At 65.3% G+C, this 25,306-nt stretch carries 21 protein-coding genes and 1 pseudogene; 8 read left to right on the top strand and 14 right to left on the bottom strand.

All coding sequences use genetic code 11. From position 1 onward, the window contains the following. The first annotated feature begins 109 nt into the window (after positions 1-109). Positions 110-1,273 carry an ROK family transcriptional regulator gene (locus IW252_RS08530; RefSeq protein WP_196836162.1) on the top strand — a complete coding sequence of 388 codons (1,164 nt, stop codon included), beginning with the start codon at positions 110-112 and terminating at the stop codon, positions 1,271-1,273. Positions 1,274-1,343: 70 nt separating this feature from the next. Here IW252_RS08530 and IW252_RS08525 read toward each other — a convergent pair whose 3' ends face one another. Genes IW252_RS08525 through IW252_RS08515 form a run of 3 tightly spaced genes read right to left on the bottom strand, consistent with a single transcriptional unit; the run spans position 1,344 to position 2,747 of the window. Continuing rightward, complete coding sequence (locus IW252_RS08525) at positions 1,344-2,246, bottom strand: glucose 1-dehydrogenase (protein WP_269211941.1); 903 nt, start codon at positions 2,244-2,246, stop codon at positions 1,344-1,346. Beyond that, complete coding sequence (locus tag IW252_RS08520) at positions 2,236-2,427, bottom strand: hypothetical protein (protein ID WP_196836161.1); 192 nt, start codon at positions 2,425-2,427, stop codon at positions 2,236-2,238. Before IW252_RS08520 ends, IW252_RS08525 begins: the two co-directional genes overlap by 11 nt. A gap of 44 nt (positions 2,428-2,471) precedes the next feature. After that, positions 2,472-2,747, bottom strand: coding sequence for a DUF7218 family protein (locus IW252_RS08515; RefSeq protein ID WP_196836160.1), 276 nt, complete (start codon positions 2,745-2,747; stop codon positions 2,472-2,474). A 219-nt stretch (positions 2,748-2,966) separates the two neighbouring features. Between IW252_RS08515 and IW252_RS08510 the strand changes: the two genes are divergently transcribed. Together IW252_RS08510 and IW252_RS08505 are read left to right on the top strand one after the other, a co-directional pair. Beyond that, positions 2,967-4,007 (top strand): magnesium and cobalt transport protein CorA, encoded by a 1,041-nt coding sequence (locus IW252_RS08510; protein WP_196836159.1) that lies wholly within the window; start codon positions 2,967-2,969, stop codon positions 4,005-4,007. A gap of 228 nt (positions 4,008-4,235) precedes the next feature. Further along, the gene (locus IW252_RS08505; RefSeq protein ID WP_331271494.1) at positions 4,236-4,946 is read left to right on the top strand and encodes an EamA family transporter; all 711 of its coding nucleotides are present in this window, start codon (positions 4,236-4,238) and stop codon (positions 4,944-4,946) included. A gap of 6 nt (positions 4,947-4,952) precedes the next feature. On the opposite strand, the gene IW252_RS08500 is transcribed toward IW252_RS08505, so the two are convergent. The 3 genes from IW252_RS08500 to pyrE form a co-directional block, all read right to left on the bottom strand. Next, on the bottom strand, positions 4,953-5,216 hold the full coding sequence (locus tag IW252_RS08500) for a hypothetical protein (protein WP_196836158.1): 264 nt from the start codon (positions 5,214-5,216) through the stop codon (positions 4,953-4,955). A gap of 126 nt (positions 5,217-5,342) precedes the next feature. Then, a complete protein-coding gene (locus IW252_RS08495; RefSeq protein WP_196836157.1) occupies positions 5,343-5,864 on the bottom strand; it encodes a GNAT family N-acetyltransferase in 522 nt (173 codons plus the stop codon). Between the two features lie 23 nt (positions 5,865-5,887). After that, positions 5,888-6,448, bottom strand: a complete 561-nt coding sequence (pyrE, locus tag IW252_RS08490) for an orotate phosphoribosyltransferase (RefSeq protein WP_196836156.1) — start codon at positions 6,446-6,448, stop codon at positions 5,888-5,890. 130 nt (positions 6,449-6,578) lie between these two features. Here pyrE and IW252_RS08485 point away from each other — a divergent pair, with 130 nt between their 5' ends. Next, positions 6,579-7,040 carry a MarR family winged helix-turn-helix transcriptional regulator gene (locus IW252_RS08485; RefSeq protein WP_196836155.1) on the top strand — a complete coding sequence of 154 codons (462 nt, stop codon included), beginning with the start codon at positions 6,579-6,581 and terminating at the stop codon, positions 7,038-7,040. Between the two features lie 77 nt (positions 7,041-7,117). Further along, positions 7,118-7,939, top strand: coding sequence for an ammonia-dependent NAD(+) synthetase (gene nadE, locus IW252_RS08480; protein ID WP_196836154.1), 822 nt, complete (start codon positions 7,118-7,120; stop codon positions 7,937-7,939). Positions 7,940-8,019: 80 nt separating this feature from the next. Here nadE and IW252_RS08475 read toward each other — a convergent pair whose 3' ends face one another. From IW252_RS08475 to IW252_RS08465, 3 genes are read right to left on the bottom strand one after another with little or no spacing between them, the layout of a single operon-like run. Beyond that, positions 8,020-8,802 carry a hypothetical protein gene (locus IW252_RS08475; RefSeq protein ID WP_196836153.1) on the bottom strand — a complete coding sequence of 261 codons (783 nt, stop codon included), beginning with the start codon at positions 8,800-8,802 and terminating at the stop codon, positions 8,020-8,022. Then, complete coding sequence (locus IW252_RS08470) at positions 8,799-9,755, bottom strand: ATP-binding cassette domain-containing protein (RefSeq protein ID WP_196836152.1); 957 nt, start codon at positions 9,753-9,755, stop codon at positions 8,799-8,801. Before IW252_RS08470 ends, IW252_RS08475 begins: the two co-directional genes overlap by 4 nt. After that, complete coding sequence (locus IW252_RS08465) at positions 9,752-10,180, bottom strand: GntR family transcriptional regulator (protein ID WP_408065768.1); 429 nt, start codon at positions 10,178-10,180, stop codon at positions 9,752-9,754. The genes IW252_RS08470 and IW252_RS08465 overlap by 4 nt, the downstream gene beginning before the upstream one ends. A 120-nt stretch (positions 10,181-10,300) precedes the next feature. Between IW252_RS08465 and IW252_RS08460 the strand changes: the two genes are divergently transcribed. From IW252_RS08460 to IW252_RS08450, 3 genes are read left to right on the top strand one after another with little or no spacing between them, the layout of a single operon-like run. Continuing rightward, positions 10,301-11,104, top strand: coding sequence for an exodeoxyribonuclease III (locus IW252_RS08460; RefSeq protein WP_196836150.1), 804 nt, complete (start codon positions 10,301-10,303; stop codon positions 11,102-11,104). An 18-nt stretch (positions 11,105-11,122) separates the two neighbouring features. Continuing rightward, positions 11,123-11,983, top strand: a complete 861-nt coding sequence (locus tag IW252_RS08455) for a hypothetical protein (protein WP_196836149.1) — start codon at positions 11,123-11,125, stop codon at positions 11,981-11,983. 55 nt (positions 11,984-12,038) lie between these two features. Continuing rightward, positions 12,039-13,811: a glycoside hydrolase family 13 protein gene (locus IW252_RS08450; protein ID WP_196836148.1), complete on the top strand. Its 1,773-nt coding sequence runs from the start codon at positions 12,039-12,041 to the stop codon at positions 13,809-13,811. Here the strand turns inward: IW252_RS08450 and IW252_RS08445 are convergent. The 5 genes and pseudogenes from IW252_RS08445 to IW252_RS08425 form a co-directional block, all read right to left on the bottom strand. Continuing rightward, positions 13,808-14,737: a class C sortase gene (locus IW252_RS08445; protein WP_196836147.1), complete on the bottom strand. Its 930-nt coding sequence runs from the start codon at positions 14,735-14,737 to the stop codon at positions 13,808-13,810. The two genes, IW252_RS08450 and IW252_RS08445, sit on opposite strands and share 4 nt — an antisense overlap. A gap of 160 nt (positions 14,738-14,897) precedes the next feature. Then, positions 14,898-16,349, bottom strand: a complete 1,452-nt coding sequence (locus IW252_RS08440) for a SpaH/EbpB family LPXTG-anchored major pilin (protein WP_196836146.1) — start codon at positions 16,347-16,349, stop codon at positions 14,898-14,900. 101 nt (positions 16,350-16,450) lie between these two features. Then, positions 16,451-19,090: a SpaA isopeptide-forming pilin-related protein gene (locus IW252_RS13720; RefSeq protein WP_196836145.1), complete on the bottom strand. Its 2,640-nt coding sequence runs from the start codon at positions 19,088-19,090 to the stop codon at positions 16,451-16,453. 549 nt (positions 19,091-19,639) lie between these two features. Further along, positions 19,640-20,221: pseudogene (locus IW252_RS08430) on the bottom strand (IS30 family transposase); the annotation flags it as partial. 304 nt (positions 20,222-20,525) lie between these two features. Continuing rightward, a complete protein-coding gene (locus tag IW252_RS08425) occupies positions 20,526-24,059 on the bottom strand; it encodes an Ig-like domain-containing protein (protein ID WP_196836143.1) in 3,534 nt (1,177 codons plus the stop codon). Positions 24,060-25,306 lie beyond the last annotated feature (1,247 nt).

Below are 25,306 nucleotides of genomic sequence, written 5' to 3'. Positions count from 1 at the left end.
ATTAGTTATGAATAATTACTTAGTATGATCGTCGGAAGCGTCGAACGCAATACCCACCACGCCGACCCACCGAAGACGTCCCGACGCGCGATCCACTGAGAGGGTGTCCATGCAGCTGACCAACGTGCGGGAGCACAACCTAGGGACCGTGCTCAACACGCTCGCCGCCAGCGAGACCCCCCTCTCCCGGGCCGCGCTGGCCCAGGCCACGGAGCTCACCAAACCCACGGTGTCCCGGTTGATCGATGAGCTGCTCGCCGCCGGGTTCCTCATCGAGCACGCCCCGACGCGGGCTGCGGGGGCCGCCGGCGGACGACCCTCCACCCCCGTCTCGATCGCCAGCGCCCAGGTGGTGGCCCTTGGCGCCTCGGTGGGAGCGGACCACGTCAGCGTCAACATGATCGACATGCGCCGGCAGATCATCGCCTCCGCGGAGACGGAGGTGACGCGCGCCCCCTCCCCGCGCGACGCCGTCGTGCTGATCGCGGACCTCGCGGCGGAATTGCTGGCCGCCACCCCGCACACCCGCACCAGCGGCATCTGCGTCTCCGTGCCCGGGCGCCTCGCGCCGGACGGGCGCAGCGTGCGCTCCGCACCGAACCTCGACTGGGCGGAGGCGCCGCTCGCGGAACTGCTGGAGGGCGCCCCCGGCCTGGAGGGCCTGGACGTCAGCATCGAAAACGACGCCCGGCTGGTCGCGGAGACCGAAGTCCTCAACCGGCGGGGTGAGGGATTTGTGCTGGTCTATGGGGAGACGGGCATTGGCGGGGCCCTGGTGATCGACGGCGAGATTCAGCGCGGCACGCACGGCTGGGGCGGCGAGATCGGCCACCTGTGCCTCGACCCACAGGGCCCCGCGTGCCGCTGCGGGCGGCGGGGATGCCTCGAGGCGTACGCCAGTTACTGGGCGCTGGCCGCTCAGGCCGGTCATCAGGGGCTCATCGCGGACTTCTTTGCCACGCTCGACGGCGCGGCGCGCGCCCAAGCAGCCGAGCAGATCGGGACGCAGCTCGGATTGGCCCTGTCCCACGTCCTTAACATTGCAGACCTGCCCACCGTGGTGCTGGGCGGGTATTTCCGCGAACTCGCCGCGGACATCACCCCGCTCATCGAGGCCCAGCTGCGGGCGCACGCCCTGACGGGCGAGGCCGAGTCCGTGGCCGTGGAGACCACGACGGCGCAGCCTCGCCCCTCACTCGCGGGCGCAGCACTGCGGGCCATTCAGCCGGTGTTCGACGCCCCGGCCGAGTGGATCCGCCGGTTCGACGCGTAGCACCCGCCCACACAGAGGGCCGCGCGCCCTCGCCGTGGGGCGCGCGGCGCCAGCTGAGGTCGGAGCGGGACTACGGCGAGGGCTTGCCGCCGTTGACGTTGAGCGTTTCGCCCAAGACGTAGCTGGCCTCATCGGAGGCCAAGAACACATACGGCGCCGCGAGTTCCGCGGGCTGGCCGGGCCGGCCGAGCGGAACGTTGTGGCCAAAGTGCGGCAGGCGCTCATTCGGCTGGCCGAAGGAGACCTGCAGCGGCGTCCACACCGGGCCCGGCGCCACGGCATTGACCCGAATACCGCGGGGGCCCAGCTGCTCAGCGAGCCCCTTGGTGAACGCGTTGATCGCGGCTTTCGTGGAGGCATAGTCAACCAAGTGGGCCGAGGGCTGGTAGGCCTGAATCGACGTGGTGTTGATGATGGACCCGCCCTCCGGCAGGTACTTCAACGCCGCGCGTGTCAGCGTGAACATCGCGATGATGTTGACCTGGAAGGTCTCACTCACTTGCTGATCCGTCAGGTCCTCCAGCTTTTCCGCGTACACCTGCTTGCCCGCGTTGTTCACCAGAATGTCGAGCCCGCCGAGCGCCTCGGCGGCGTCATCCACCAGCGAATCCCGGTACTCCGGATCCAGCAGGTCTCCCGGCAGACCGGCAGCCTGCTGCCCGGTGGCCTGAATCTGCGCGATGACGTGGCGCGCGTCCTCTTCCTCGGCCGGCAGGTAGGCGATGGCCACGTCCGCGCCCTCGCGCGCGTAGGCGATGGCCACGGCCGCACCGATGCCAGAATCGCCGCCGGTAATGAGGGCCTTGCGCCCGGCCAGCCGGCCGGAGCCTTGATAGGTCTTCTCGCCGTGATCCGCCTTGGGATCCAGCGTGGCATCCAGTCCGGGTTCGGGCTGATCCTGCGGGGGCGGGCTGATCTTCGGGTACTTGGTGACCGGGTTGTTGAGGTAGGGCATCTGGGTGTTATCCGGCATCGAACCGCTCCTCGTCCTCGTTGGGGCCCTCGGCCTCAGCTGCGGGATCCTCGCTCACCCCGTCGGGCAGTGTCTGGGCCGAGTCGTCCTCGATCTCTGGTTCTTCTTCCAGTGGCTCAACCCGGTTCCCGTCAATCCAGACGGTGTTTTCCGGGCCGGTGGGTCGATCTTGCGATTCCATGGGTCCTCCTCAGCCATGCAGGGGCAGGGGTGTGGGAGTCGGCGCTAGGAGTTGCGCAGCGCGTCGATGAGGTCGTCCTTGCGCAGATCCGAATAGCCGCTCAGGCCGATCTCCCGAGCTCGGTCGCGCAGCTCATCCACCGTCCAGTCCTCGTAGCTCGGCGAGCTGCCGCCGCGCTCTCCGACGGTGTCCCGCCCATCACGGGCGGCCGCATTGGCGATGCGCGCCGCTTTCGACTTGGATTCGCCTTCGTCGCGCAACGATTCGTAGAGTTCCTGATCCTTGATCTGCGGGGTGTCGTCCCGCTCTTGCCGTGGCATGTCCTCACCTCCGGATCTCGGTGTAGTGCCACCGTAGGCCCGCCTGCACCCGGCTCGTCAACGGACGGCGGAACACTGGCAGGCACTTTCCCGCACGCTCTCAGGTTTTACTCAGGCGAGGAGCGGCGGGCGACAGGGCACGACGACGTGGCGGGCGTGCTCGCGCGCCACCGCCGAGCGCCGTCGCCTCTCGCCCCCGTGCGCGCCTACGCTAGAGCCATGCCCATCGTCGATAGTGCGATTTACGTCAACGGTCAGCGCACCCACGCCCCGCCGGAGTTTGGGGCCACGGTCGCGGCGCTCCAGGAGCGCGGCGGGACGTGCTGGATGGGCCTCTACCGGCCCACGCCCGAGGAGATTCACCGCGCCGCGGATGAATTCAGCCTGCACCCGCTCGCCGTCGAGGACACGCTGGAAGCGCACCAGCGGGCCAAGATGGACTCCTACGAGGACCACACGCTGCTCGTCCTGCGGCCGGCCCGGTACTTGGACGACGTCGAAAAGGTTGAGTTCGGCGAACTGCACGTCTACACCGGGCCGGACTTCGTCATCACCGCCCGGCAGGCCGAGGTACCGGACCTCGCGCACGTGCGGCGGCGCATGGAACGCTCGCCCGAGCTCTTGGCCATGGGGACGGTGGCGATCCAGTACGCCATCATCGACCAAGTGGTGGACGAGTACGAGCCCGTGGCCGACGGGCTCGGCGTGGACATCGAGGAGATCGAGGCGGACCTCTTCTCCGGCGATTTCAGCGTCTCCCGGCGGATTTACGAGTTGTTCCGTGAGGTGGCGGAGTTCCAGAAAGCCGTCGCTCCCCTCGAGCGGGTGCTGACGACGCTCCGGAATCGGCTCGCCACGGGAGGTTCGGCGTGGGAGAGCTCCGGGGACGCGGCCGCGATGAGCGAGTCCCAAGCCACGGAGCTGGATCGCTACCTCGCCGACGTGCAAGACCACGTTGTGCACCTCAACGAGCGCATCTCGGGGATGCGTGCCCTCCTGACCAACGCGCTCTCGCTCTCCTCCACCCTCAGCTCGGAGGCCGCCGCGCGGGCTGGCGTGGAACAGAACGAGCAGATGAAGAAGATCTCCGGTTGGGCGGCCATCCTTTTTGCGCCGAGCCTCATCGGCGCGGTGTACGGCATGAACTTTGACACCATGCCGGAGCTGGCCTGGGACTTCGGATACTACGGGGCGCTGGGCCTCATGGTGGGCCTTGGCCTCACCCTGTGGGCGGTGTTTCGCTACAACAAGTGGCTGTAGCCGGACACATTGGCGCACGCGGGGCCGTATCCCCCAGACTGTAGGCTGTCCACCCTATTTTTGGAGGCGCCGCATGAGGACTGCGCAGCCCGCCGGCGTCGCGGCCATCACCGTCACCGCGCTGCTGTGGGGCACCACGGGCACCGCCGCGACCTTCGCGCCCGAGCGGGTCTAGTCCTGTTCGGAGCGGTCGCCGTTGCCATCTACCCGCTCGCGTTCTACAGCTCGATGGCGATCGCGGGAGTGGCCGTCGGTTCGGTCGCCTCACTCGCCTCGGCACCGCTCGCCTCCGGCGCGCTGGAGCGGTTGCTCGACCGCCGTCCGCTCAGCCGCTGGTGGATGATCGCCGCGACGATCGGCATCGTCGGCGCCACCCTCCTCTGCGCTGCCGAAGTCGGCGGCGCTGAGTTGTCGGATGTAGGGCCGTCTGGTTCAGGGCACGACGGCGGCGCGGGCACCGCGCTGCACACCCTCGCCGGGATCGGGCTGGGCCTCATCGCTGGCGCTTCCTACGCGTCCTATTCGTGGGTGGTGCACCGGCTCATGGCTGGTGGGATCCGCCGCTCTGCGTCGATGGGCGCGGTGTTCGGGACGGGCGGCGCGTTGCTCATGCCTGTGCTCTTGGTGACGGGCGCACCCATCCTCGAGTCGCGGGAGTCCTTCTTCATCGCCGCGTACATGGCGCTCGTCCCGATGTTCCTGGGCTACGTGCTGTTCGGGTTCGGCCTCACCCGCGTCGCACCCAGCACCGCCACCACCATCACTCTGACGGAGCCGGCCGTCGCCTCCGTACTGGCCGTGGTGATTGTGGGCGAGGCGCTCACCCCGGTGGGCTGGGCGGGGCTAGCATGCATCGCCGTCGTGCTCCTCATCCTGGCGGTGGCACCCGCCAACGCGGTGCCGCCCAGAAGGCACGACGAGATGAGGGCTCCCGCGTAATCGCCACTACTTCTGAACGGACAACAGCTCGCCGGTTTCGGCGTCTACCGTTGCAGACGTGAAATCGCCCGAATTGAACAGAGCAATCTCCTCGGCGGACAGGTGTGGGGCGTCCTCGGCCGTCAAGACTTCGCCAGCCGGCGCCTCAGGCTCCTGGACGTCCGGCGGCGCGCTCGACAGCGAGCCGGTGAACGCCGCCCACGGCACCACGATCCCCGCCGCCAGCGCTGCAGCGGCCACCGCAGCGATGACTCGTTGACGCTTTTTCATGTCTCCCCCGTTCGTCCGGATTCGTGCACTCATGGTTGCAGGGCTCACGCCCGGCATCAAGAACACCGGCTCGCCCTGATGAGCGCTTGGTGAGCCGGGCTCGCGGACACTTGCGCTCAGCCGATGTCAGCGGGCGAGCGTGAAGACGTCCATGCCCTCGCTCATGCCGATGCGCTCGAAGCCGAGCCCGCGCACCGTGGCCGCGCTCGCGGCGTTGTCCGGCGCAATGCGGGCCACCACCGGGACCTCGCGGTCGCTCGACGTCGTGGCCAGCACCCAAGACACCACCGCGCGCACCATCGGCTTCGCTAAGCCCTGACCCCAGAAGTCCGGGGCCAGCCAGTAGCCGATCTCCGTGCAGTCGCCCACGCCATCGAGCGTTTTAAACATGGCCAGCGCGAGCCCGATGCGCTGCTCGCCCGCGGTCACGGCGCCGTCGTCCTCAGCACTCGTCCAGAGCGTCACCCAGTGCGCCCCTCCGCGCTCGCCCCACGGGCTGGGCGCGAGCGCCTGCGCGGTGCGCTCGGCGATGTAGTCGTCGGACCAGACGCTGCCGTCACCGACGTAGCGGACCACGCGCGGATCCCGCGCCAGCGTGGCCAAGAAGGCGGCGTCGCGGGGCCCGAACTCGCGGATCTGGACTGCCATGGCTGAGCCTCGAGCGGCTGGGCCTAGAGCCCCAGCTCGTCCAGCCCGAACGCGAACAGGTAGGGGACGCCAGCCTCGGCCTCGATCCGCTCCTTGGCGCCGGTGTCCCGGTCCACGATCACGGCCACGGCCTTGACATTGCCGCCGGCCTTGCGGACGCCCTCGACGGCCGTCAGCGCGGACCCGCCGGTAGTGGATGTGTCCTCTAGGACGACGACGTCACGTCCGTCGACGCCCGGGCCCTCCACCTGGCGGCCCATGCCGTAGGACTTCTGCGCCTTGCGCACCACGAATGCGTCGACGGCGCGGTCACGGCCGCCGGCCGCGTGCATCATGGCGGTGCCCACCGGGTCGGCGCCCATAGTGAGGCCACCGGCGGCCGCAAACTCGATGCCGGCCTCATCGACGAGGTCCAGCATGACCTCACCGACTAGGCGGGAGGCCTCGTGGTGCAGGGTCACGCGGCGCAGGTCAATGTAGTAGTCGGCTTCCTTGCCGGAGGACAGCGTGACCTTGCCGCGCACCACGGCCAAGTCTTTGATGAGTTCGAGCAGGCGGGCGCGGGCGTCAGCGTGGGAAGTCATGCTGCCAATTCTAATCGGTGAGCCGCGCTGGCGGCGGCATGGGAGACAGATCCGGCGCTCGGGTTTACGCTGGGGCCACGAGGCACGCGATAGGAACACCGCCGCAGGCACATCGGGTAAGGAGGCCACGATGACTGACACGACTGATCGCCCCCTGGGCTACTGGCTCAAACTCGTCGATTCCCTCATCAGCCAGCAGTTTGCGCTGACGCTGGAGGAGCACGGGGTGACCCGCTTGCAGTGGCAGCTCCTGAACACGCTGGCCAAGAAGCCCGCCACGCATGACGAGCTCACCCACGCGCTCGCCCCGTTTTTGGCCCCCACCCCGGATGACGAGCCCGCCACCTTGGACGAGCACCTCGCCGAGCTGGTCGAATCCGGGTGGATCGTCAGCGATGGCGGTGTGCTGTCGCTGACCGCGCAAGGCAGCACGGGTTGGGAAAAGCTCGACGAGTTGGTGGCCCAGATGCGCGAATCCTCCTCCGCCAACATCTCCTCCGAGGAGTACGCCACCACGGTGGCCTCGCTGCGGAAGATGGCCCAGAACCTCGGCTGGGACGGCGCCGAGGCGCCGGGAGAAACCCCGGCCTAGGGGCCGGCGTCGTACCCCCTTGTGAACTTTGGGTTTCCGCCGGTGAGCCCCGTGCGGCGCCTCGGTATGCTGTGGGCATGCGTGAAGTGCAGGCAGAGATTGTGCGGGACATGGGCGTCAAGCCCCAGATCGACTCCGCCGAGGAGGTGCGGCGGCGCGTCCAGTTTTTGAAGGACTACGCGCTGGCCACCGGTACCCGGGGGTTTGTGTTGGGGATTTCCGGCGGCGTGGATTCTTCGCTCGCCGGGCGGCTGGCCCAGCTGGCCGCGGAGGCCCTGCGGGCCGAGGGGCACGACGCCGAATTCGTCGCCGTGCGCTTGCCGTACGGGGTGCAGGCGGACGAGGACGACGCACAGAAGGCCCTGACCTTTATCCAGCCGGACACCACGTGGACGTACAACATCAAGCCGGCCGTGGACGGACTCGAGGCGGAGTTCGCCGCTACCACGGGCGCGGAACTCTCCGATTTCAACAAGGGCAATTCCAAGGCCCGCCTGCGCATGACGGCGCAGTACGCGCTGGCCGGCGAGCGCCGCCTGCTCGTCGTCGGCACGGATCACGGCGCCGAGTCCGTCACGGGCTTCTTCACCAAGTTTGGCGACGGCGGCGCGGACATCCTGCCGCTGTTCGGCCTGAACAAGCGGCAGAACCGGCAGCTCACCGAGCACCTCGGTGCGCCCGAATCGGTGTGGTCCAAAGTACCCACCGCGGACCTGCTGGACGATCAGCCTGGCCGCACTGACGAGGACGAGTTGGGCGTGACGTACGAGCAGATCGACGACTTCCTGGAGGGCCGGGAGATCGACCCGGCGGTGGCGGAACAGCTGGAGCGGCGCTACCTCATGACGCGGCACAAGCGCACGGTGCCGGTGACGATCTTCGATAAGTGGTGGCGGTAGCGGCTACGAGCACCGCGAGGGCCGTTGGTTCACTCATGTGAGTGAACCAACGGCCCTCGCTGCTTTCGCGCGCGGCGCCGCTAGCGCCCCACCGGCGCCCGCCGCAGGACCAGCCAGGAGCCAGCCGCGGCGAGCGCGGAGACGAACACCAGGATTCCGGCCACCTTGGCGAAGGGGTACGGCGTAAACCACGCCAAGGCGTCGATTTCGGCGGCCAGAATCCACGTCACGATGCCGAGCAGCCCCAGCACCAGCACCGCAATCGAGGCCAAGACGCCGGGGACATTCCAGCGCAGGTAGACTGCGGCGAAGAAGCTGCCCAGAAACAGCATGGCGAGGGCGATTCCCCACCCGAAGAGGAACAACGCGCCGTAGTCGCCGTCGCCCGCAAGGTAGGTGTCAAACATGCGGGCGCCGGTGAACCAGTGGCCGGTGATCTTCTCGAGGAACAGGAACGCCGTCATCATGGCGGCGATGAGCAGCGCCTCCAACGTCAGCGCCACCGTGGTGCCCCAAAAATATTGGCGCCGGGTGGAGCCGAGGCCCATCGCGTACGGCATGGTGCGCGCGTAGGCCATGACGCCGATGTTCATGATGTACCCACTCAGGCACCAGATGGCCGCCTGGTTGTAGCGGAAGCCCTCGGACAACTCGGCGTCCGTGGCCGGCGTGAAGTTCCGCAGGATGATCATGATCAGCACAATCAAGGCGGCCACGCCGGCCATGATGAGCAGCGGCGAATCGATCATGCGGGAGCGGTCGGCGAAGTGCAGGCGGACAATCTTGGACAGCGAACCCACGCGATTTCCGCGCGGACCGGCCCCGCCGCCGGTAGCCGGAGCGTTGACGGTTGCGGTGCTCATCGGGTGACCTCCTCTTGCTGTTCACGCCGCTGGCGGGCGTGGATGGGGCGCAGATTGTGGGTGAGCGCGGCGGCGGCCGGGTCGTCCATCAGGCCGTAGGCGGACACCAGGTCCTGGAGCCCGACGGGTCCGATCTCGAGCCCGCGGGCGGCCGCCGCCGCACGGATCTGTTCATCGGCGGCGCCGTCGACCGTCACGGATGCCAGCCCACCCAAGGCTTGGGTGCGCAGGACGGACCGGCCACGGACGACGTCGTCAATCGCCTGGGCGGGCCCGGCGACCGTGAACGCGGCCTCCCGGGCCGCCTCGACATCCGTATCGAGGACCTTGCGGCCCCGATCGATTACCACGACGTGCTCGAGGAGGTTCGCGACCTCGTCGATCAGGTGCGTGGACATCAGCACCGTGCGCGGGTGCTCCATGAAGTCCCGCAACAGGTAGTCGTAAAACAGGCCGCGGGCCGTGGCGTCGAGGCCCAGGTAGGGCTCGTCGAAGATCGTCAGCTCGGCCCGGGAGGCCATGCCGACGATGATGGCGACCGCGGAGAGCTGCCCGCGGGAGAGCTTCTTGATCCGCGTCCCCACCGGTAGGCGGAACACCTCCACCAGCTCGGCGGCCAGCTCGGCATCCCAGTTCTCGAAAAACCACGGGGCCGTTTTGAGCACGTGGGAGGCTTTGAAGTCCTCCGGGTACTTCTGCGATTCCCGGACGAAGCACAGGCGGGACAGCACGCCGGCGCTCTCAAAGGGCTCCGCGCCGAACACGTTCAGCCGTCCCGACGTCTTGGGCTCCTGACCGGACAGGATGGACATGATGGTGGTTTTGCCCGCGCCGTTGCGGCCGAGCAACCCGGTGATGGTGTTTTCCTGGATCGCAAAATCGATCCCGCCGAGCACCTCGGTTTTGCCGTACTTCTTGGTCAGTCCGGCCACTTCGACGACGTTGCGGGTCATGACTTCCCCCTGGTGGCGGTGTGGTGGGCGGCCGCGCGGGCGTTCGCCGCGCCCTCGCCGCCGCTGGCGGGCTGATTGCGCCCATCGGTGATCATCGAGATCAGCTCCTCCGAGCTGAGCTCCAGATAGCCGGCTGCGCGCAGCAGCGGCTGAATGTATTCCTCGGCGAAGTTCTGCCGGCGCTCGGCCAGCAGTTGCCCACGCGCTCCCTCGGCCACAAACATGCCGATCCCCCTTTTCTTGTACAGGATCCCCTTGTCAACCAGTAGGTTGATGCCTTTGTTCGCGGTCGCGGGATTGATCCGCAGGTAGGCCGCGAACTCGTTGGTGGAGGGCACTTGCGATTCCTCGGCGTAGGTGCCCTCCAGCACGCCGGACTCGATCTGTTCGGCCAGCTGCAGGAACAGCGGCGCACTCTCAGCCACGCTCCTCGCCTCCCTCACGACTCCGGTTAGTAGGTTCATTACTCATGTAACTAACCAAACCACCACCGGCCCGGTTCGTCAACCCCTGACGGCGGGTGAAGTGATTGATAGGTTGGAGCCGTGTTGATTGCTACGTGGAATGTGAACTCGCTCCGGGCCCGCGCTGACCGGGTCGAAGACTGGCTGCGCCGCACGGACGCGGACGTCCTGGCCATCCAAGAGACCAAGTGCAAGGACGAGAATTTTCCCTGGGACCTGTTCGAGATGAACGGGTATGAGGTCGCCCATTTCGGTGTGAACCAGTGGAACGGCGTGGCGATCGCCTCCCGCGTGGGCCTCGAGGACGTGGAGCGAACCTTCATCGATCAGCCCGCGTTCGGTAAGGGCGGCAAGGACCCCATCCAGGAGCCGCGAGCCATCGCCGCCACGTGCAATGGCGTGCGGATCTGGAGCCTCTACGTCCCCAACGGACGCGCCCGCGAGGACGAGCACATGCCCTACAAGCTCACGTGGCTGGACACCCTCAAGGGCCACGCCGAATCCTGGCTCGCCGAGAACCCGCAGGCCCAGATCGCCCTCATGGGCGACTGGAACATCGCCCCGCAGGATGACGACGTCTGGGACATCGACTACTTCCAAGAGAACCAGCTCACCCACGTCTCCGCGCCGGAGCGGGAAGCCTTCACCGCCTTCCTCGACGCCGGCTACACCGACGTCGTCCGCCCCCACACGCCCGGCCCGGGCGTCTACACCTACTGGGACTACACGCAGCTGCGCTTCCCCAAGCGCCAAGGCATGCGCATCGACTTCGTGCTCGCCTCGCCGGCCCTCGCGGACCGCGTCAAGACCGCGTGGATTGACCGCGAGGAGCGCAAGGGCAAGGGCGCCTCGGACCACGCACCCGTCGTCGTGGAAGTGGACTGAACGGATGGGCGGCGCAGCGTGAAGGAAAACGAGTCCGGGGGCACGTCGGCGCGCCGTCGCCTCCCGCCGACCGCCCACCTGCGGGTTTTTGAACCCCTGCGGGCGTACGACGACGCCGCGCAGCTGGTGATCGCGCAGCAGCGCCAGATGCCGCGTGCGGAGATCGAGGAGCGCTCGGCGCTGGCGAGCCTGCGCCGCGTCATGCGGCACACCTCTGACCCCTTCCCCTCCCCGGACACGGAGCTGTACCGGGTGCTGCACTACCCGGGCCCCGAAGGGCTGACCACCCCGTATTTTCACGCGGAGCAGCTGCAGACCCGCGCCACCGTGGCGGCCGAACAGCTGGACCGGCTGATGCGCCCGCAAGTGCTGGAGCTGGTCCTGCCGGCGGCGGCGCGGACGGCTAACGCGGACCGGACGGATCCCGATGCGTTCGCCGATGACCTGGCCCACCTGCACACCCGCACGTCCGTGTGGGGCGTGCCGCTGGCGTGGTTCGTAGCGCTGCGGGAGGACGACCATCTGGAAATGGACGAGGACGGGGACGTGCTACTCAGCGTGCGCCTTTCCGCGCCCGCCACTCAAGTGCTGGAGCGCACCAAGGTGGCGGCGGCGTCGTTGGCGGTGAATGCCCCGGAACTGGACATTCTGGACGAGCTCACGGCGCTGAGCGAATGGCTGACGACGTTCCACGACGAATCGATCGTGGAACTGGACTACGGGCTGCTGGCCGGCTTCGTTTGGCCCGACGAGTCGCCGCAGGACCTGCGGATCGGCGTCGATTCCTTGTGCGAGGGGGACATGGTCGGCGCCGCGGCGGCTTATCGCCGCCTGACAAACCGCTGGGTACGCGTGCGCCAGCACGCCCGCTCCAACTAGACTGACACAGCAGAGCGTAATGCCCATCACACCCAATGATGCGAGGGATTTCACCATGACTTCAGAGCCCACAACCGGCGCCGCCGAAGCCACCACCGACGCCACCGCGTGGTGGGCCGATGCGGTGATTTATCAGGTCTACCCGCGCTCGTTCGCCGATGGAAACGGCGACGGCATGGGGGATTTGGTGGGCGTCACCGAGCGCCTGAACTACTTGGCAGACCTCGGCGTCGACGCCGTCTGGCTCTCCCCCTTCTACACGTCCCCGCAGGCCGATGCCGGGTATGACGTCGCCGACTACCGGGACGTGGATCCGCGCTTCGGCACGCTGGCGGACTTCGACGAGATGCTGCGCGAAGCGCACGATCTGGGCCTGAAGATCATCGTGGACCTCGTGCCGAACCACACCTCTGATGAGCACGCCTGGTTCCAGGAGGCGCTGGACGCCGCCGAGGGCTCCGCTGCCCGGGACCGCTACATCTTCCGCGACGGCCGGGGTGAGGGCGGCGCGGAACCGCCGAACAACTGGCAGTCGATCTTCGGCGGACCCGCCTGGACCCGCCTGACCAACGACGACGGCACGCCGGGCCAGTGGTACCTGCACCTGTTCGACACCAAGCAGCCGGACCTGAACTGGGAAAACCCGGAGGTCCGCGCCGAGATGGAGGACGTGCTGCGGTTCTGGCTGGATCGTGGCGTGGACGGGTTCCGCGTGGATGTGGCCCACGGCATGGTCAAGGCCGAGGGTCTGCCGGATTGGTCCGCCAAGGTGGCCATGGTGGCCGGCAACGAGAACGAGGAAGTCACCGGCGGCGCTGCCGAAGAGGGCGCCGCAGAGGGCAATATGGCGCCCTCCGGCGAGAACACCCCGCCCTACTTTGACCAAGAGGGCGTCCATGAGATTTACCGGGCGTGGCACCGGGTGCTGGCGGAGTACGACGGCGACCGCATGATGGTGGCCGAGGCCTGGGTCGAGCCCATGAGCCGGATTTTCCGGTACGTGCGCTCGGATGAGATGCACCAGGCCTTCAACTTCGGCTTCCTGCTCGCCGGCTGGGATGCCGCACGCATCCACGCCAACGTATCCGAAACGCTCACGGAGGCCGCCGCCGTCAACGCGCCCGCCACCTGGGTGCTGTCCAACCATGACACGGTCCGCCACAGCACCCGCTACGGGTTGGCGGACCCAACGAGCTTCCCCAAGGGAATCGCTGCCGAGGATGAGCAGCCGGACGAGGAGCTCGGCTTGGCCCGGGGCCGCGCGGCCGCGCTCATCATGCTCGGCCTGCCCGGCTCCGCCTACGTGTATCAAGGCGATGAGCTGGGCCTGCCGGAGCACACCACGCTGGACGCCTCGGTGCGGCAGGACCCGAGCTTCTTCCGAACCGAGGGGGCCGAACGCGGGCGCGACGGTTGCCGCGTGCCGCTGCCGTGGGAGGCGGACGCGGCCAGCTACGGCTTTTCCGGCGATAGCCCGGACGCTGAACCGTGGCTGCCCCAGCCGGAGAGCTTCGAACAGTACGCGGCGGACCAGCAGGTCAACGTGGCCGGCTCCACCTACGAGCTCTACCGGCAGGCGCTGTCCCTGCGGAGCCAGCTCAGCGTGGGTTCGGGGGCGCTCGAGTGGACGGAACTCAACCAGCCGGACGCCGGCATCCTCGCCTACCGCAACGGCAAAGTGCAGCTGGTGGCCAACCTCTCCGGTGAGGCCTACTCGCTCCCGGAGGGCGCCGGCGTGCTGCTCGTCAGTGACGAGTCCGCGCTGACCAACGACGGCGGCGGGACCGAGACGCTGGCCCCCAACGCGGCGGTCTGGCTCACCGCCTAGCGCGGGTCGGGACGGCGCGGCGAGGGCCCGTGGTGCGCGTACCCCGAACGCCACACATAGAGGCTGATCACGAGTAGTGCGCTCGCATAAATCACGATCCACCAAGGGAAGCCCGGAAGCTCGGGCATGCTCGCCGCTAGGGCCGCTTCCTCGGGGCCGTTGAGATGCACGCGTTCGCCGGTCACGAGGATTCGGTGAGAGTTGATGCCCAAGGGGGTACAGGTAATCAGGGTGACCTGATCGAGTCCCTCGACGGGGCGGAGACTCCCGGTGTCTTCGGGCTGAACCACCTGGGTTTCGGCCACGCGATACGTCAGTGCCTCACCGAGCACCTCCACGACGAAGAGTTCACCCACCTCCACTTGATCGAGGTGGGTGAACATCTCGGCTTGGGCCAGTCCGCGGTGAGCGGTGATCACGGAATGCGTTGATTCCCCGCCCACCGGCAGGTGGGACCCTTCGAGGTGGCCCGCGCCCTGGTTGAGCACGTCGTCGGACGTCCCGTGATAAATGGGCAGGTCGACGCCGATGGAGGCGATCTTGACCCGGCCCATCACTCCCGAATCGTCGGCGCGCAACGTGTCCGCATAGGCCACCGACTCGTCCGTCAACGTGCCAGTCCCAGTGGCAATGCTGGCTCCTGCTTCCACATCGACGCCCGCCTGAAGGACGGAGTTATACCTCCGCGCCAGCTCCCACTGTTCGGCTCTCGGTGGCGAGGCCTGCGCGACCTTTTGCTCATACTCCTGCAGGAGCTGGGACTGGTTGTAGGAGCTCAGCCAGCTGGCCATCATCGGATACACGGCCAGTGAGACCCCCACGAGCGCCAAGGCCGCAATGAGCACGCTCGCCCCGCTCAGGCGCCAACCCCTCGCCGTTCGCGTCGAGCGCCGCTGGCGGCGACCAACGGGGGCCGTTCGTGTCATCTCTACCTCCGGCAGACGGATTCTCAGGAAAAGTGGGCGATGCACCGTGCAACGGATGCGGCGACCGTGCGTCGTGCACGGTCGCCGCATCCCACCCGGTGACATCGGATTCGGTTAGCCGCGTTCTGCGTGGTCACACAACACGGGACGCGGCCGATACCTAGGCGTCACTCGTGGCCTTGCGGCGCTTGACCAGGACGAGGCCCAGGGCCACCATGAGCAGGGCGATGCCGCCCAGCGTCAGGAGCAGCTGGCCATTCGCACCGGTCAGGGGCAGTTCCGGCACCGTCTGCTGCTGATTGGAAATCTCCGTGGTCACCGTGGACGTCTGGGCCGTCTCGCCGGCGACGACCGTGACCTCGAACAGCTCGGTCGGCAGCGTGTAGCCGGCGGGCGCCTGCGTTTCCTTCAACCAGTAGGTGCCGGCCTTGAGGCCGGGGACCGTCACCGTTCCGTCCGCGGCCGTGGTGAACTCGGTGGTTGCCACACCCTCGACGTCGATGGAGACCGGGGAGCCGGATCCCTCAGCATTCGTGTAGACCTCGAAGACGGCTCCGGCGAGCCGGCTCTGGTCAGCCGCGTCGTACTTCGAGATGACCACGGCACCCCACGGGGTGTTCGGGATGTTGGTCTCGTACGTGTCCTCCACGGTGCCATCGCCGACGATCAGCGTCGCCTGGTTGGGGACCTCACCAATCCCCTGAACCTCGGTATCAAACGCAAACGTCACGACGGCGTCGGCGGCCTGCGCGTCGAGGTAGTCGAGCCCGGTGCTGGTGAAGGCGATGACCAGATCGCCGCCCAGCCCGCCCGGATGGGTCACCGTGTAGTACTCGGCGTCGACCGGGGTGCCGTTGACCGCGACCACCACGGATCCGGGAACAAACTGCAGGCGCTGATCCAGGTCATCCGTCATGCGGTAATTGGTCAGGGGGCGGCCAGCGTCGCCGGACCCGAGGGCCGGGGAGGTCACGGTCCAGGTGACGGCGTCGCCCTGGCCCTGGGCCGACGCGTCGTCGACAGTCTTCTCAGCGACGCCCTCGATGGTGTTCTTCGGGTACACGTGCACGTTGTAGTTCCAGCCGTCCTCGGCCTGCGGGAAGGGCACGGTCACCAAGAAGTCGGCGGCCGGCTCGGTGATGTTGTGCCCGCCGTTGCCCGTCTCTTGGACCAGGTAGAGACCCACGGGCAGGTCAGCGGCAACACCGACGCCCGTACCGTTGGTGGTCACCGTGGTGGCCGAACCCAGGGTGAGGTCCGCAGTCTCCGGTGGCGTCGTCGTGTAAGCGGCCACCGCATCCCAGCCGGCGGCCGTGGTGAGGTCGACGGCCGTGCCACTGATCTCCGTCACGGCAGTCACCGTGAACTCGACGCCGGCGATCGGCTGGCGTCCGGGCTCGGGGTCCAACTCCGTGCCGTCGTTGGCTTGACCCGACGGGGTGCCCGCGTACTTGTGAATGGTCAGTGAACCACTCGACGGCGCCCCCTCCTGGCCTGGGGCCGGAGCCGCGAGGGCTGAACTAGCGGAGCCAAAGAGGGCCAGCAGCGCCACCAAGACGGCGGCGAGTGCTGCCGGGAGCAGGCGCACCCGAGGCAGTGAAACAGTTTTCACGGTTCTACTTTCTGTTGAAGGAGTTGTTGAGCATCGGCTGGCCGATGTTGGATCGCCGCAGCCGCTAGAAAGGTTGATGGGTTGGCGTCTCACGAGACGGGTCAGCGTCGACTGAGCGTGGCGTCTTCACGGCGGACTCGCCACACCGCGATCACAAAGGCCGTCACAGCCAGCAGGCCTCCGCCGGCCCAGTAGGCTGTGGTCCCCGTGCCGCCCGTCAGGGGCAGAACCAGGGGGTCCTGAGGGCGATTCTCGATCTCGCCGAGAGGCACTGACAGGCCGGCCGGGGAGATCGTGACCTGGTGGACGGCGTCGCTGCGCTGGTATCCGGTCGGCGCTTTGGTTTCGACCAACTCGTACTCGCCCCACGCCAACTCGCCGACGGAGAAGGAACCATCGTGGCCGCCAGTGACCGTTTCGCCCTGAGGGAAGCTCGGGCCGGTCAGCAGCCACTCAGATCCATTCAGGGAATCTCCCGAGTCCGCGGCCACCTTGACCCACTGCAGGTCACCCGGCAGGTCCCGATTGGTGAAGGTGCAGGTGACGACGTCGCCCGGCTCAAGGTGCACCGTGGCCGCCTCCAGCGTGACCGTCGGCATGGCGCCGGCACTCTCCTCGGTGCACACGAGGCTGACCGCTTGGTACCCGTCGGCTTTGTCGGCAAACTGCGGGGCCAGGCGCTCGGACAGGTCGTACGAGCCCGGCTCCACCTCGACGGCGGTCACCGCGCTCTCCCCCGTGACGCCGGCCAGGCCGGTGGTGGGGCCGGACGCGCTGAGGATCCACTGAGCCACGCCGGCGTCCGGATCGAACTGCGTCTGCAGATTCTTCTCCAGCGTCAGTTCAGCTCCGGCGACCTTATTGACGTACTCGCAGTCCACGCTGTCCCCCGGGGCGATCCCCGTGACCGGCACGGCCGACTCATCCGGAAGATCGACGGTGCGCGTCGAACCGGCGAGTGTCGTCACGACGCAGGTGCCCCGCACAAATTCGTACCCGGCCTCTTGGGTTTCGGACACACTGAGCGTGGCCCGCGCGTCCGCTGAGCCGAAACGCCACGCCCAGGACGCCGAGCCGTCGGAGCCGGCGTCTTGCCGGGCCGCCGTGGGCGAAGTGACGACGCTGCCGCTGGTCGCTGCAGCCGCCGCGCCCAGAGTCCATCCCGCTCCTGGCTGCGGGTTGTTCCCGGCGTAGTCCACGACGGTCTTCCGGACCGCGATGTCCGCCACCAGCGGAGCATTGAAGATCTGGCACACCACGGCTTCACCTGAGGCCGGGATGGTCACGGAACCACTCCGGCCCTGACCGGAGGCGCCCGGAATCACGGTGCCGTCGACCGTACAGCGATAGCTGGAGGCGTAGTCGGAGAGGTTGGTGGTCCCCGAGGCTTCTTCAGCGAACTGCAACGTGGCTCCACGCACGGTGGGCAGCGGTCCCACACGCTCGTCTTGCACTCCCGCGGAGGAGCCGGTGGTCGTTGCCTGCCCGATGGCCTCGGAACCCTGCCGCAAGGTCAGGCGAAATTGATCGCTGGCCAGCACGCGGTCGCCGTCGACGACCTTTTCGAGGGTCACGGTGGGCGGCGGGGAGCAGCCAGCCAAGTCGGTACTGCCGCCCAAACTCATGGTGACGTCCCGGCGATCAGTGAAGTTCGGCATGGCGTAGGAGCGCAGCTCGTTACCAGCGCCCAAGTAGACCCGTCCCGCTCCATCGAAGGTCACGCCGTTGACGTTGGACATGGTGGTGACGGAGTTCGACAACGCGGCCGGGATCGTCCCACCCGCAGCTGCCGCGAGGTTTGCCGCGGTCACTGTGAAAATGCTGGTGGTGGCCCCCACGCCGCGGACGATGAACAAGTTCCCCATGCGGTCAAAGGCGATGTCACCGTTGGAACCTGTAGACGCTCCCTGAGAAGTGTTGACGGCTCCCTTGAAGCTCGTTGCATTGGTATTCGGGTCATACTCCCAGAGCCGGAAGCGGGTGCCGTCCTGGCTGAACCCGCCGAAGTAGTACCGGTTGTTGTCGAAGCTGACGGCACCACCGATGAACTGCACCGTGCGGGAGTTGGCATTAGAGTCGACCGTCCGGTTAAGCCGCGTCCACCCGCCGGTTGCGACGTCGTATCGCCACAGCGAGGCCACCGAGACCACGGTGGTGGTCCCGGACGCGACGCCGCTGGTCCGTTCATACCCGTACACGGTGCTGCCCGACGCACCGACGGCCAGCCCGTTGAAGCTACTGACTCCCGCAGCCGCCGAACCGACGGAACGCACCGTGCCATTGGGGTCCACGTGCCGCAGCTGCCCGGCTCCGGTCACGCCGTAGACGTTGCCGGGGGTGCACACGAGGGCGGCGGCGCTGCGCATCACCGAACGCTGCTGAGCCGACGGTTCGGACAGGGGCGACGCGGACGGGGTCGACGCGTCGGAACTCGTGCTCGACGGCGCAGTATCCGAAGTGCTCTGGTCACCACTCGACGTCGCGGCGGAGGGAGCGGGAGGGGCCGGCGTCGGCGTGGGTGTGACCGCTGCGGATTCTTCGGCTTCATCGCTCGCGGAATCGGCCTCGTCGGGAGCGGCGTTTTCGTCGCCGGCCGCACCTGCGGATACCCCAGCCTCGGCGGCGGGTGCCGGCGACAACGTCTCGGGAGCGCTCGTCGCGCCGTGCGCGGACGGCGCCAGAACGGCCACGGCAATGGCCGCGCCGAAACATACTTGTGCCCATGAACGTGCTGGAAACACGGAATCCCCCCAGTACCGATGTGTCTACGCATGCATCGGCAACCAATGAGGTCGCTGAGGGGATTCACGGGCAGCAGCGTTTAACGCATCTCGCCCCCCGGCGAGCTAACGCTGATGCAACACATGAGGCAATCCCCGTCCTCGATGCATGAACCTTCAAGCACCTTAGCGGCGGAGTGTCAAAAACGCGAATCCTCTTGAGGAAGCCCTTGCAAAGCACTCGGGCGGCACGGTTGACCGGTAGATTCCGTGCCCCCAGCGAGCCGAGCGCGCTCATGACCAGCACCACCACAATCCACAGCCAAGAGTCCGGTTGCCCGACCAGAGTGGTGGCTTCTAGGAGGTCCTCCACTTGGCTCTGCGGGGCGGTGGCTACGGTGTGCCACCCCTCAGCGTACGTGCGCGGCAGCGCTACGGGGCACAGGCACAGGCTATGCAGGAGGAAGTAGAGCCCCAGCAACAGAGTGACAATGGAGACGAGTACCAAGAGGGGCACGTTGGAACCCTCTGGCAGCGGCGGTTTCTAGGGGTCGTTGCCACACCTGATGACTAGTTGGTCATCAGTAGATCACGTAGACGCTCGGCCGGGGTCTCCCGGCCGAGCGTCTTGCGTGGTCGGCCGCTGGGTTCTTGAGCGACGTGTTCAAGATCTGCATGCCCGTAGACCGTAGGGTCACATGCCGGTGCTTTGGGGAAGTACCGGCGCATGAGCCCGTTAGTGTTCTCGTTGCTCCCTCGCCGCCAGGGCGAATGTGGACCGCAGAAGAGCCCCGGGACCCCGGTCGCTGTGCTGAACTGCTTGTGAGCAGCCATCTCGCATCCTTGGCCATAAGTCGGCGAACCCCGCAGAGGGGTAGGCAGCGTGCCGATCAGCACAGTGAGCACGTCGCGGACCTCTTCGGCGGCGTAACCGCCGGATAGATAACCCAGCAGGATGTAGCTGGTGGCCCGCTCGAGCAGCGTCACGATCGCTGAGGCACTGCCCGGTCTGACCATCAGGTCGCCTTCCCTGTGCCCAAAGACGGCGCGGTCCTCGATCTCCAGCGGACGATTGGAGATCATCACCATCTCGTTCACGCACCTAGGCGCGCTCTGGTCGGAATGATTGTGGGGCTCCCGGCTCGTCCTGCCCTCAGCGCGTAACTATTCGTACTCGGCACGTCGCGGATGAGGGCTCGTTCCCCGCCGTCTAAGACCCCGGAATCCCGCACAACGCGCACATCCAGTAGCAGTGTTCTCGTTCGCTGCGACTTCACGCACCGCCGCTCGGACGTTGCCATCTGACGGTCCAGCACCGCGAATAACGCTTCCTTCAAGTCATCCAACGACACGATCCTCGCAACTCCCTGAAGATCAGGGTGTTGCGAGGATCGCTAGAACCCACCTAGGGCGGGGTCTTTTGTGGCTACGGAGGGGCCGTCAAACCCCCTGAGACCTAGCTCAGACGACGCCGACGGAGCACCATGATGATCGCCCCCAGAATTACACTGCCTAGACCAAATACGGCCAGCAGCGCCGTCGTCGCACCCGTCTGGGCCAACTGGCCCTTTTCCGGCTGCTCAGCACCACCGTTATCGGGCTGCTCAGTACCACCGTTGTCAGGCTGCTCAACACCACCGTTGTCAGGTTCATCATCCTGAGCAACCGGCTTGTACGTCACAACAACCTCAGCCGTGACCGTGTTATCAGCACCATCAGTGACCTGGTAAGTAATCGGCGTCGGATTGCCCTCGAAACCATCCTCCGGAGCAAACGTGATGTTCCCGTTCTCCGGGTTCACCGTCCACGTCCCCTCACCCGGAACAGTCAGCTCGCTCACCGGAGCGCCCTCACCATCAAGAATCTGAACACTCGACGGATCCAAGTCACCCTGATCATTACCGAGCACGTCAACAACCACACTCGAACCCGGCTCGTTATTCAACGACTCATCATCCTGAGCAACCGGCTTGTACGTCACAACAACCTCAGCCGTGACCGTGTTATCAGCACCATCAGTGACCTGGTAAGTAATCGGCGTCGGATTGCCCTCGAAACCATCCTCCGGAGCAAACGTGATGTTCCCGTTCTCCGGGTTCACCGTCCACGTCCCCTCACCCGGAACAGTCAGCTCGCTCACCGGAGCGCCCTCACCATCAAGAATCTGAACACTCGACGGATCCAAGTCACCCTGATCATTACCGAGCACGTCAACAACCACACTCGAACCCGGCTCGTTATTCAACGACTCATCATCCTGAGCAACCGGCTTGTACGTCACAACAACCTCAGCCGTGACCGTGTTATCAGCACCATCAGTGACCTGGTAAGTAATCGGCGTCGGATTGCCCTCGAAACCATCCTCCGGAGCAAACGTGATGTTCCCGTTCTCCGGGTTCACCGTCCACGTCCCCTCACCCGGAACAGTCAGCTCGCTCACCGGAGCGCCCTCACCATCAAGAATCTGAACACTCGACGGATCCAAGTCACCCTGATCATTACCGAGCACGTCAACAACCACACTCGAACCCGGCTCGTTATTCAACGACTCATCATCCTGAGCAACCGGCTTGTACGTCACAACAACCTCAGCCGTGACCGTGTTATCAGCACCATCAGTGACCTGGTAAGTAATCGGCGTCGGATTGCCCTCGAAACCATCCTCCGGAGCAAACGTGATGTTCCCGTTCTCCGGGTTCACCGTCCACGTCCCCTCACCCGGAACAGTCAGCTCGCTCACCGGAGCGCCCTCACCATCAAGAATCTGAACACTCGACGGATCCAAGTCACCCTGATCATTACCGAGCACGTCAACAACCACACTCGAACCCGGCTCGTTATTCAACGACTCATCATCCTGAGCAACCGGCTTGTACGTCACAACAACCTCAGCCGTGACCGTGTTATCAGCACCATCAGTGACCTGGTAAGTAATCGGCGTCGGATTGCCCTCGAAACCATCCTCCGGAGCAAACGTGATGTTCCCGTTCTCCGGGTTCACCGTCCACGTCCCCTCACCCGGAACAGTCAGCTCGCTCACCGGAGCGCCCTCACCATCAAGAATCTGAACACTCGACGGATCCAAGTCACCCTGATCATTACCGAGCACGTCAACAACCACACTCGAACCCGGCTCGTTATTCAACGACTCATCATCCTGAGCAACCGGCTTGTACGTCACAACAACCTCAGCCGTGACCGTGTTATCAGCACCATCAGTGACCTGGTAAGTAATCGGCGTCGGATTGCCCTCGAAACCATCCTCCGGAGCAAACGTGATGTTCCCGTTCTCCGGGTTCACCGTCCACGTCCCCTCACCCGGAACAGTCAGCTCGCTCACCGGAGCGCCCTCACCATCAAGAATCTGAACACTCGACGGATCCAAGTCACCCTGATCATTACCGAGCACGTCAACAACCACACTCGAACCCGGCTCGTTATTCAACGACTCATCATCCTGAGCAACCGGCTTGTACGTCACAACAACCTCAGCCGTGACCGTGTTATCAGCACCATCAGTGACCTGGTAAGTAATCGGCGTCGGATTGCCCTCGAAACCATCCTCCGGAGCAAACGTGATGTTCCCGTTCTCCGGGTTCACCGTCCACGTCCCCTCACCCGGAACAGTCAGCTCGCTCACCGGAGCGCCCTCACCATCAAGAATCTGAACACTCGACGGATCCAAGTCACCCTGATCATTACCGAGCACGTCAACAACCACACTCGAACCCGGCTCGTTATTCAACGACTCATCATCCTGAGCAACCGGCTTGTACGTCACAACAACCTCAGCCGTGACCGTGTTATCAGCACCATCAGTGACCTGGTAAGTAATCGGCGTCGGATTGCCCTCGAAACCATCCTCCGGAGCAAACGTGATGTTCCCGTTCTCCGGGTTCACCGTCCACGTCCCCTCACCCGGAACAGTCAGCTCGCTCACCGGAGCGCCCTCACCATCAAGAATCTGAACACTCGACGGATCCAAGTCACCCTGATCATTACCGAGCACGTCAACAACCACACTCGAACCCGGCTCGTTATTCAACGACTCATCATCCTGAGCAACCGGCTTGTACGTCACAACAACCTCAGCCGTGACCGTGTTATCAGCACCATCAGTGACCTGGTAAGTAATCGGCGTCGGATTGCCCTCGAAACCATCCTCCGGAGCAAACGTGATGTTCCCGTTCTCCGGGTTCACCGTCCACGTCCCCTCACCCGGAACAGTCAGCTCGCTCACCGGAGCGCCCTCACCATCAAGAATCTGAACACTCGACGGATCCAAGTCACCCTGATCATTACCGAGCACGTCAACAACCACACTCGAACCCGGCTCGTTATTCAACGACTCATCATCCTGAGCAACCGGCTCTACATACGGGGTAACCGTAAACGAGCATTCAGTGTTTTGCGATGAGGCCGGAACAGTGAACTCACCAGACATACCTTCACCGGAAGCAAGGACTTCCCCCGAAATTGGGTCCACACACTGCCATGTGCTGGTGTACGACTCCGGGTTGGTGTTTCCCTCCGGAGTTACGTTAATTGAGTAGGTCTCACCAGGAAGCAGAAGGATCGGCCCTACTTCACCTGACGTGCCATCGCCTTCTGTGGTGTCCGTATTCCCTGTTTCGATCCCACCCCCGTCAATAGATACGGTGAATTGATCCTCCGGGTTACTCCTGCCGTCCGGCAGCTCAATAGACGCCGAGCCCGTGTAAGGAACCGCACGCGACGCCAAGTCGGTCAGCGTGAAGTCTAGGGGGCGTTGTTCCAGCACCTCGCCAGTCACAGGATTGACGCGCAACAGACCAGCACCGTTGCCGGCGATGTACAAGTACCCGTCCGTGGCAAAAGCCATCGAGTTAAGAGCCTGCCCTGAGGAGATCAGCGGCCCGACCTTTTCTGCAACAGCTGCGCTGGAGCCGAGATCCTCAGCGTTGACACGGTATACCTGGGCGGTCGAACTGCTTCCGGAAACGAAGTACATGTTTCCGAGGCTGTCGAATGCCAAGTCACCGTTACCCCCCGGCGCTCCCGCAGCGGTGACGGTGACTGTCTGACCACCGACTGTATTTGTCGCCGGATCGTACGAGGTGAAAATGAAACTGTCGCCTGAACTCTGTCCGCCGAAAAAGTAAAGACCGGATCCAGCGTTGACGCCACCCATGGTGTTCGGAAGACCGTTGACCCGAGGTGTAACCTGCCACTCCTCGGAACTGGCTGTGTACTCGAAGACATTCGAAGCGTCAGTGAAAATCAGTTGGTCGCCATTCGCAGAAAGACCAATCTGATTGAGAGTAGAGCCGTCACCGCTAGGGGGCGTCAAAACCTCCGTGGAGACCCCCGTTGCAGGATCCACGGAAAGAATGGATGAACCACCAAACTGCGTGGCGAAGAAGTCAGAAGAAGAAAACGGTGGGGCCGCCATAGCCGAGGCTGGGACACCGATGGTTGCGCCTGTGACCAGAGCGATCGTGAGTCCAACGCTAGGCAAGCATTGCGACCGAGCGCGGCCAGGGTTGTTCCTATGAGTCATATCTCTCCAAGTTCTTGACACAGATGCGCCAAGAGTCCAGTGCGAGCAGGTCGGGCGCATGTATTAGGCATACGCCAATGTCACAATATCGCCCCTTGTCAGTATGCACAATGCCACACCCGCAGTACTCTTCATCGTTGAGGCACAACGAGATGCAGCAATGATCTGAAGAGCCATCAATCCTCAAATTTCTGCGCCTCGCCCCGCTCGAGCTCGTGTCGCAAGGGCTCAGCGCCAAGGACATGCGGTGGGCACTTTGCTCGGTAGAGCTCTAGCCAGTCCCTCTCGTCTGCAATTGATCGAGTAGTTTCCGCACGGCTGAGTCTGGCGACGCGAATCCGATGCCTAGTAGAAACAACGGCGGCGCGATGCGCACTCCGTATGTCAATTTCGGATTGGCGGCGGCTACCAGCCATTGAGTTATGGAGTATGGATGTTTCTCCAGAGGCAAGCAATGAGCGATGCATGAACGACACTTGGAAGTCCATCACTGCCCGCACATGAAGTGCAGAACGTCGGCTGGACTGCATGCAGGCGAATCGCTGACAATCCGCTGCTACGCAACCAGTCTGACTTCGCGACCGATTCTCAGCGCAATTTGGATCCCGACTCACTTGTCCACACTACGCAGCAGGTATCTCAAGCACCAGCACGCGAGTACACCCGGGTCAAGTGGCTGCGTAAATAGAAATATGCGG

It is taken from the genome of Zhihengliuella flava, assembly GCF_015751895.1.
In the GTDB taxonomy this organism is placed as follows: domain Bacteria; phylum Actinomycetota; class Actinomycetes; order Actinomycetales; family Micrococcaceae; genus Zhihengliuella; species Zhihengliuella flava.
Note: the sequence above shows the minus strand (reverse complement) of the source record. Positions and strands in the feature narration are given on the sequence as shown.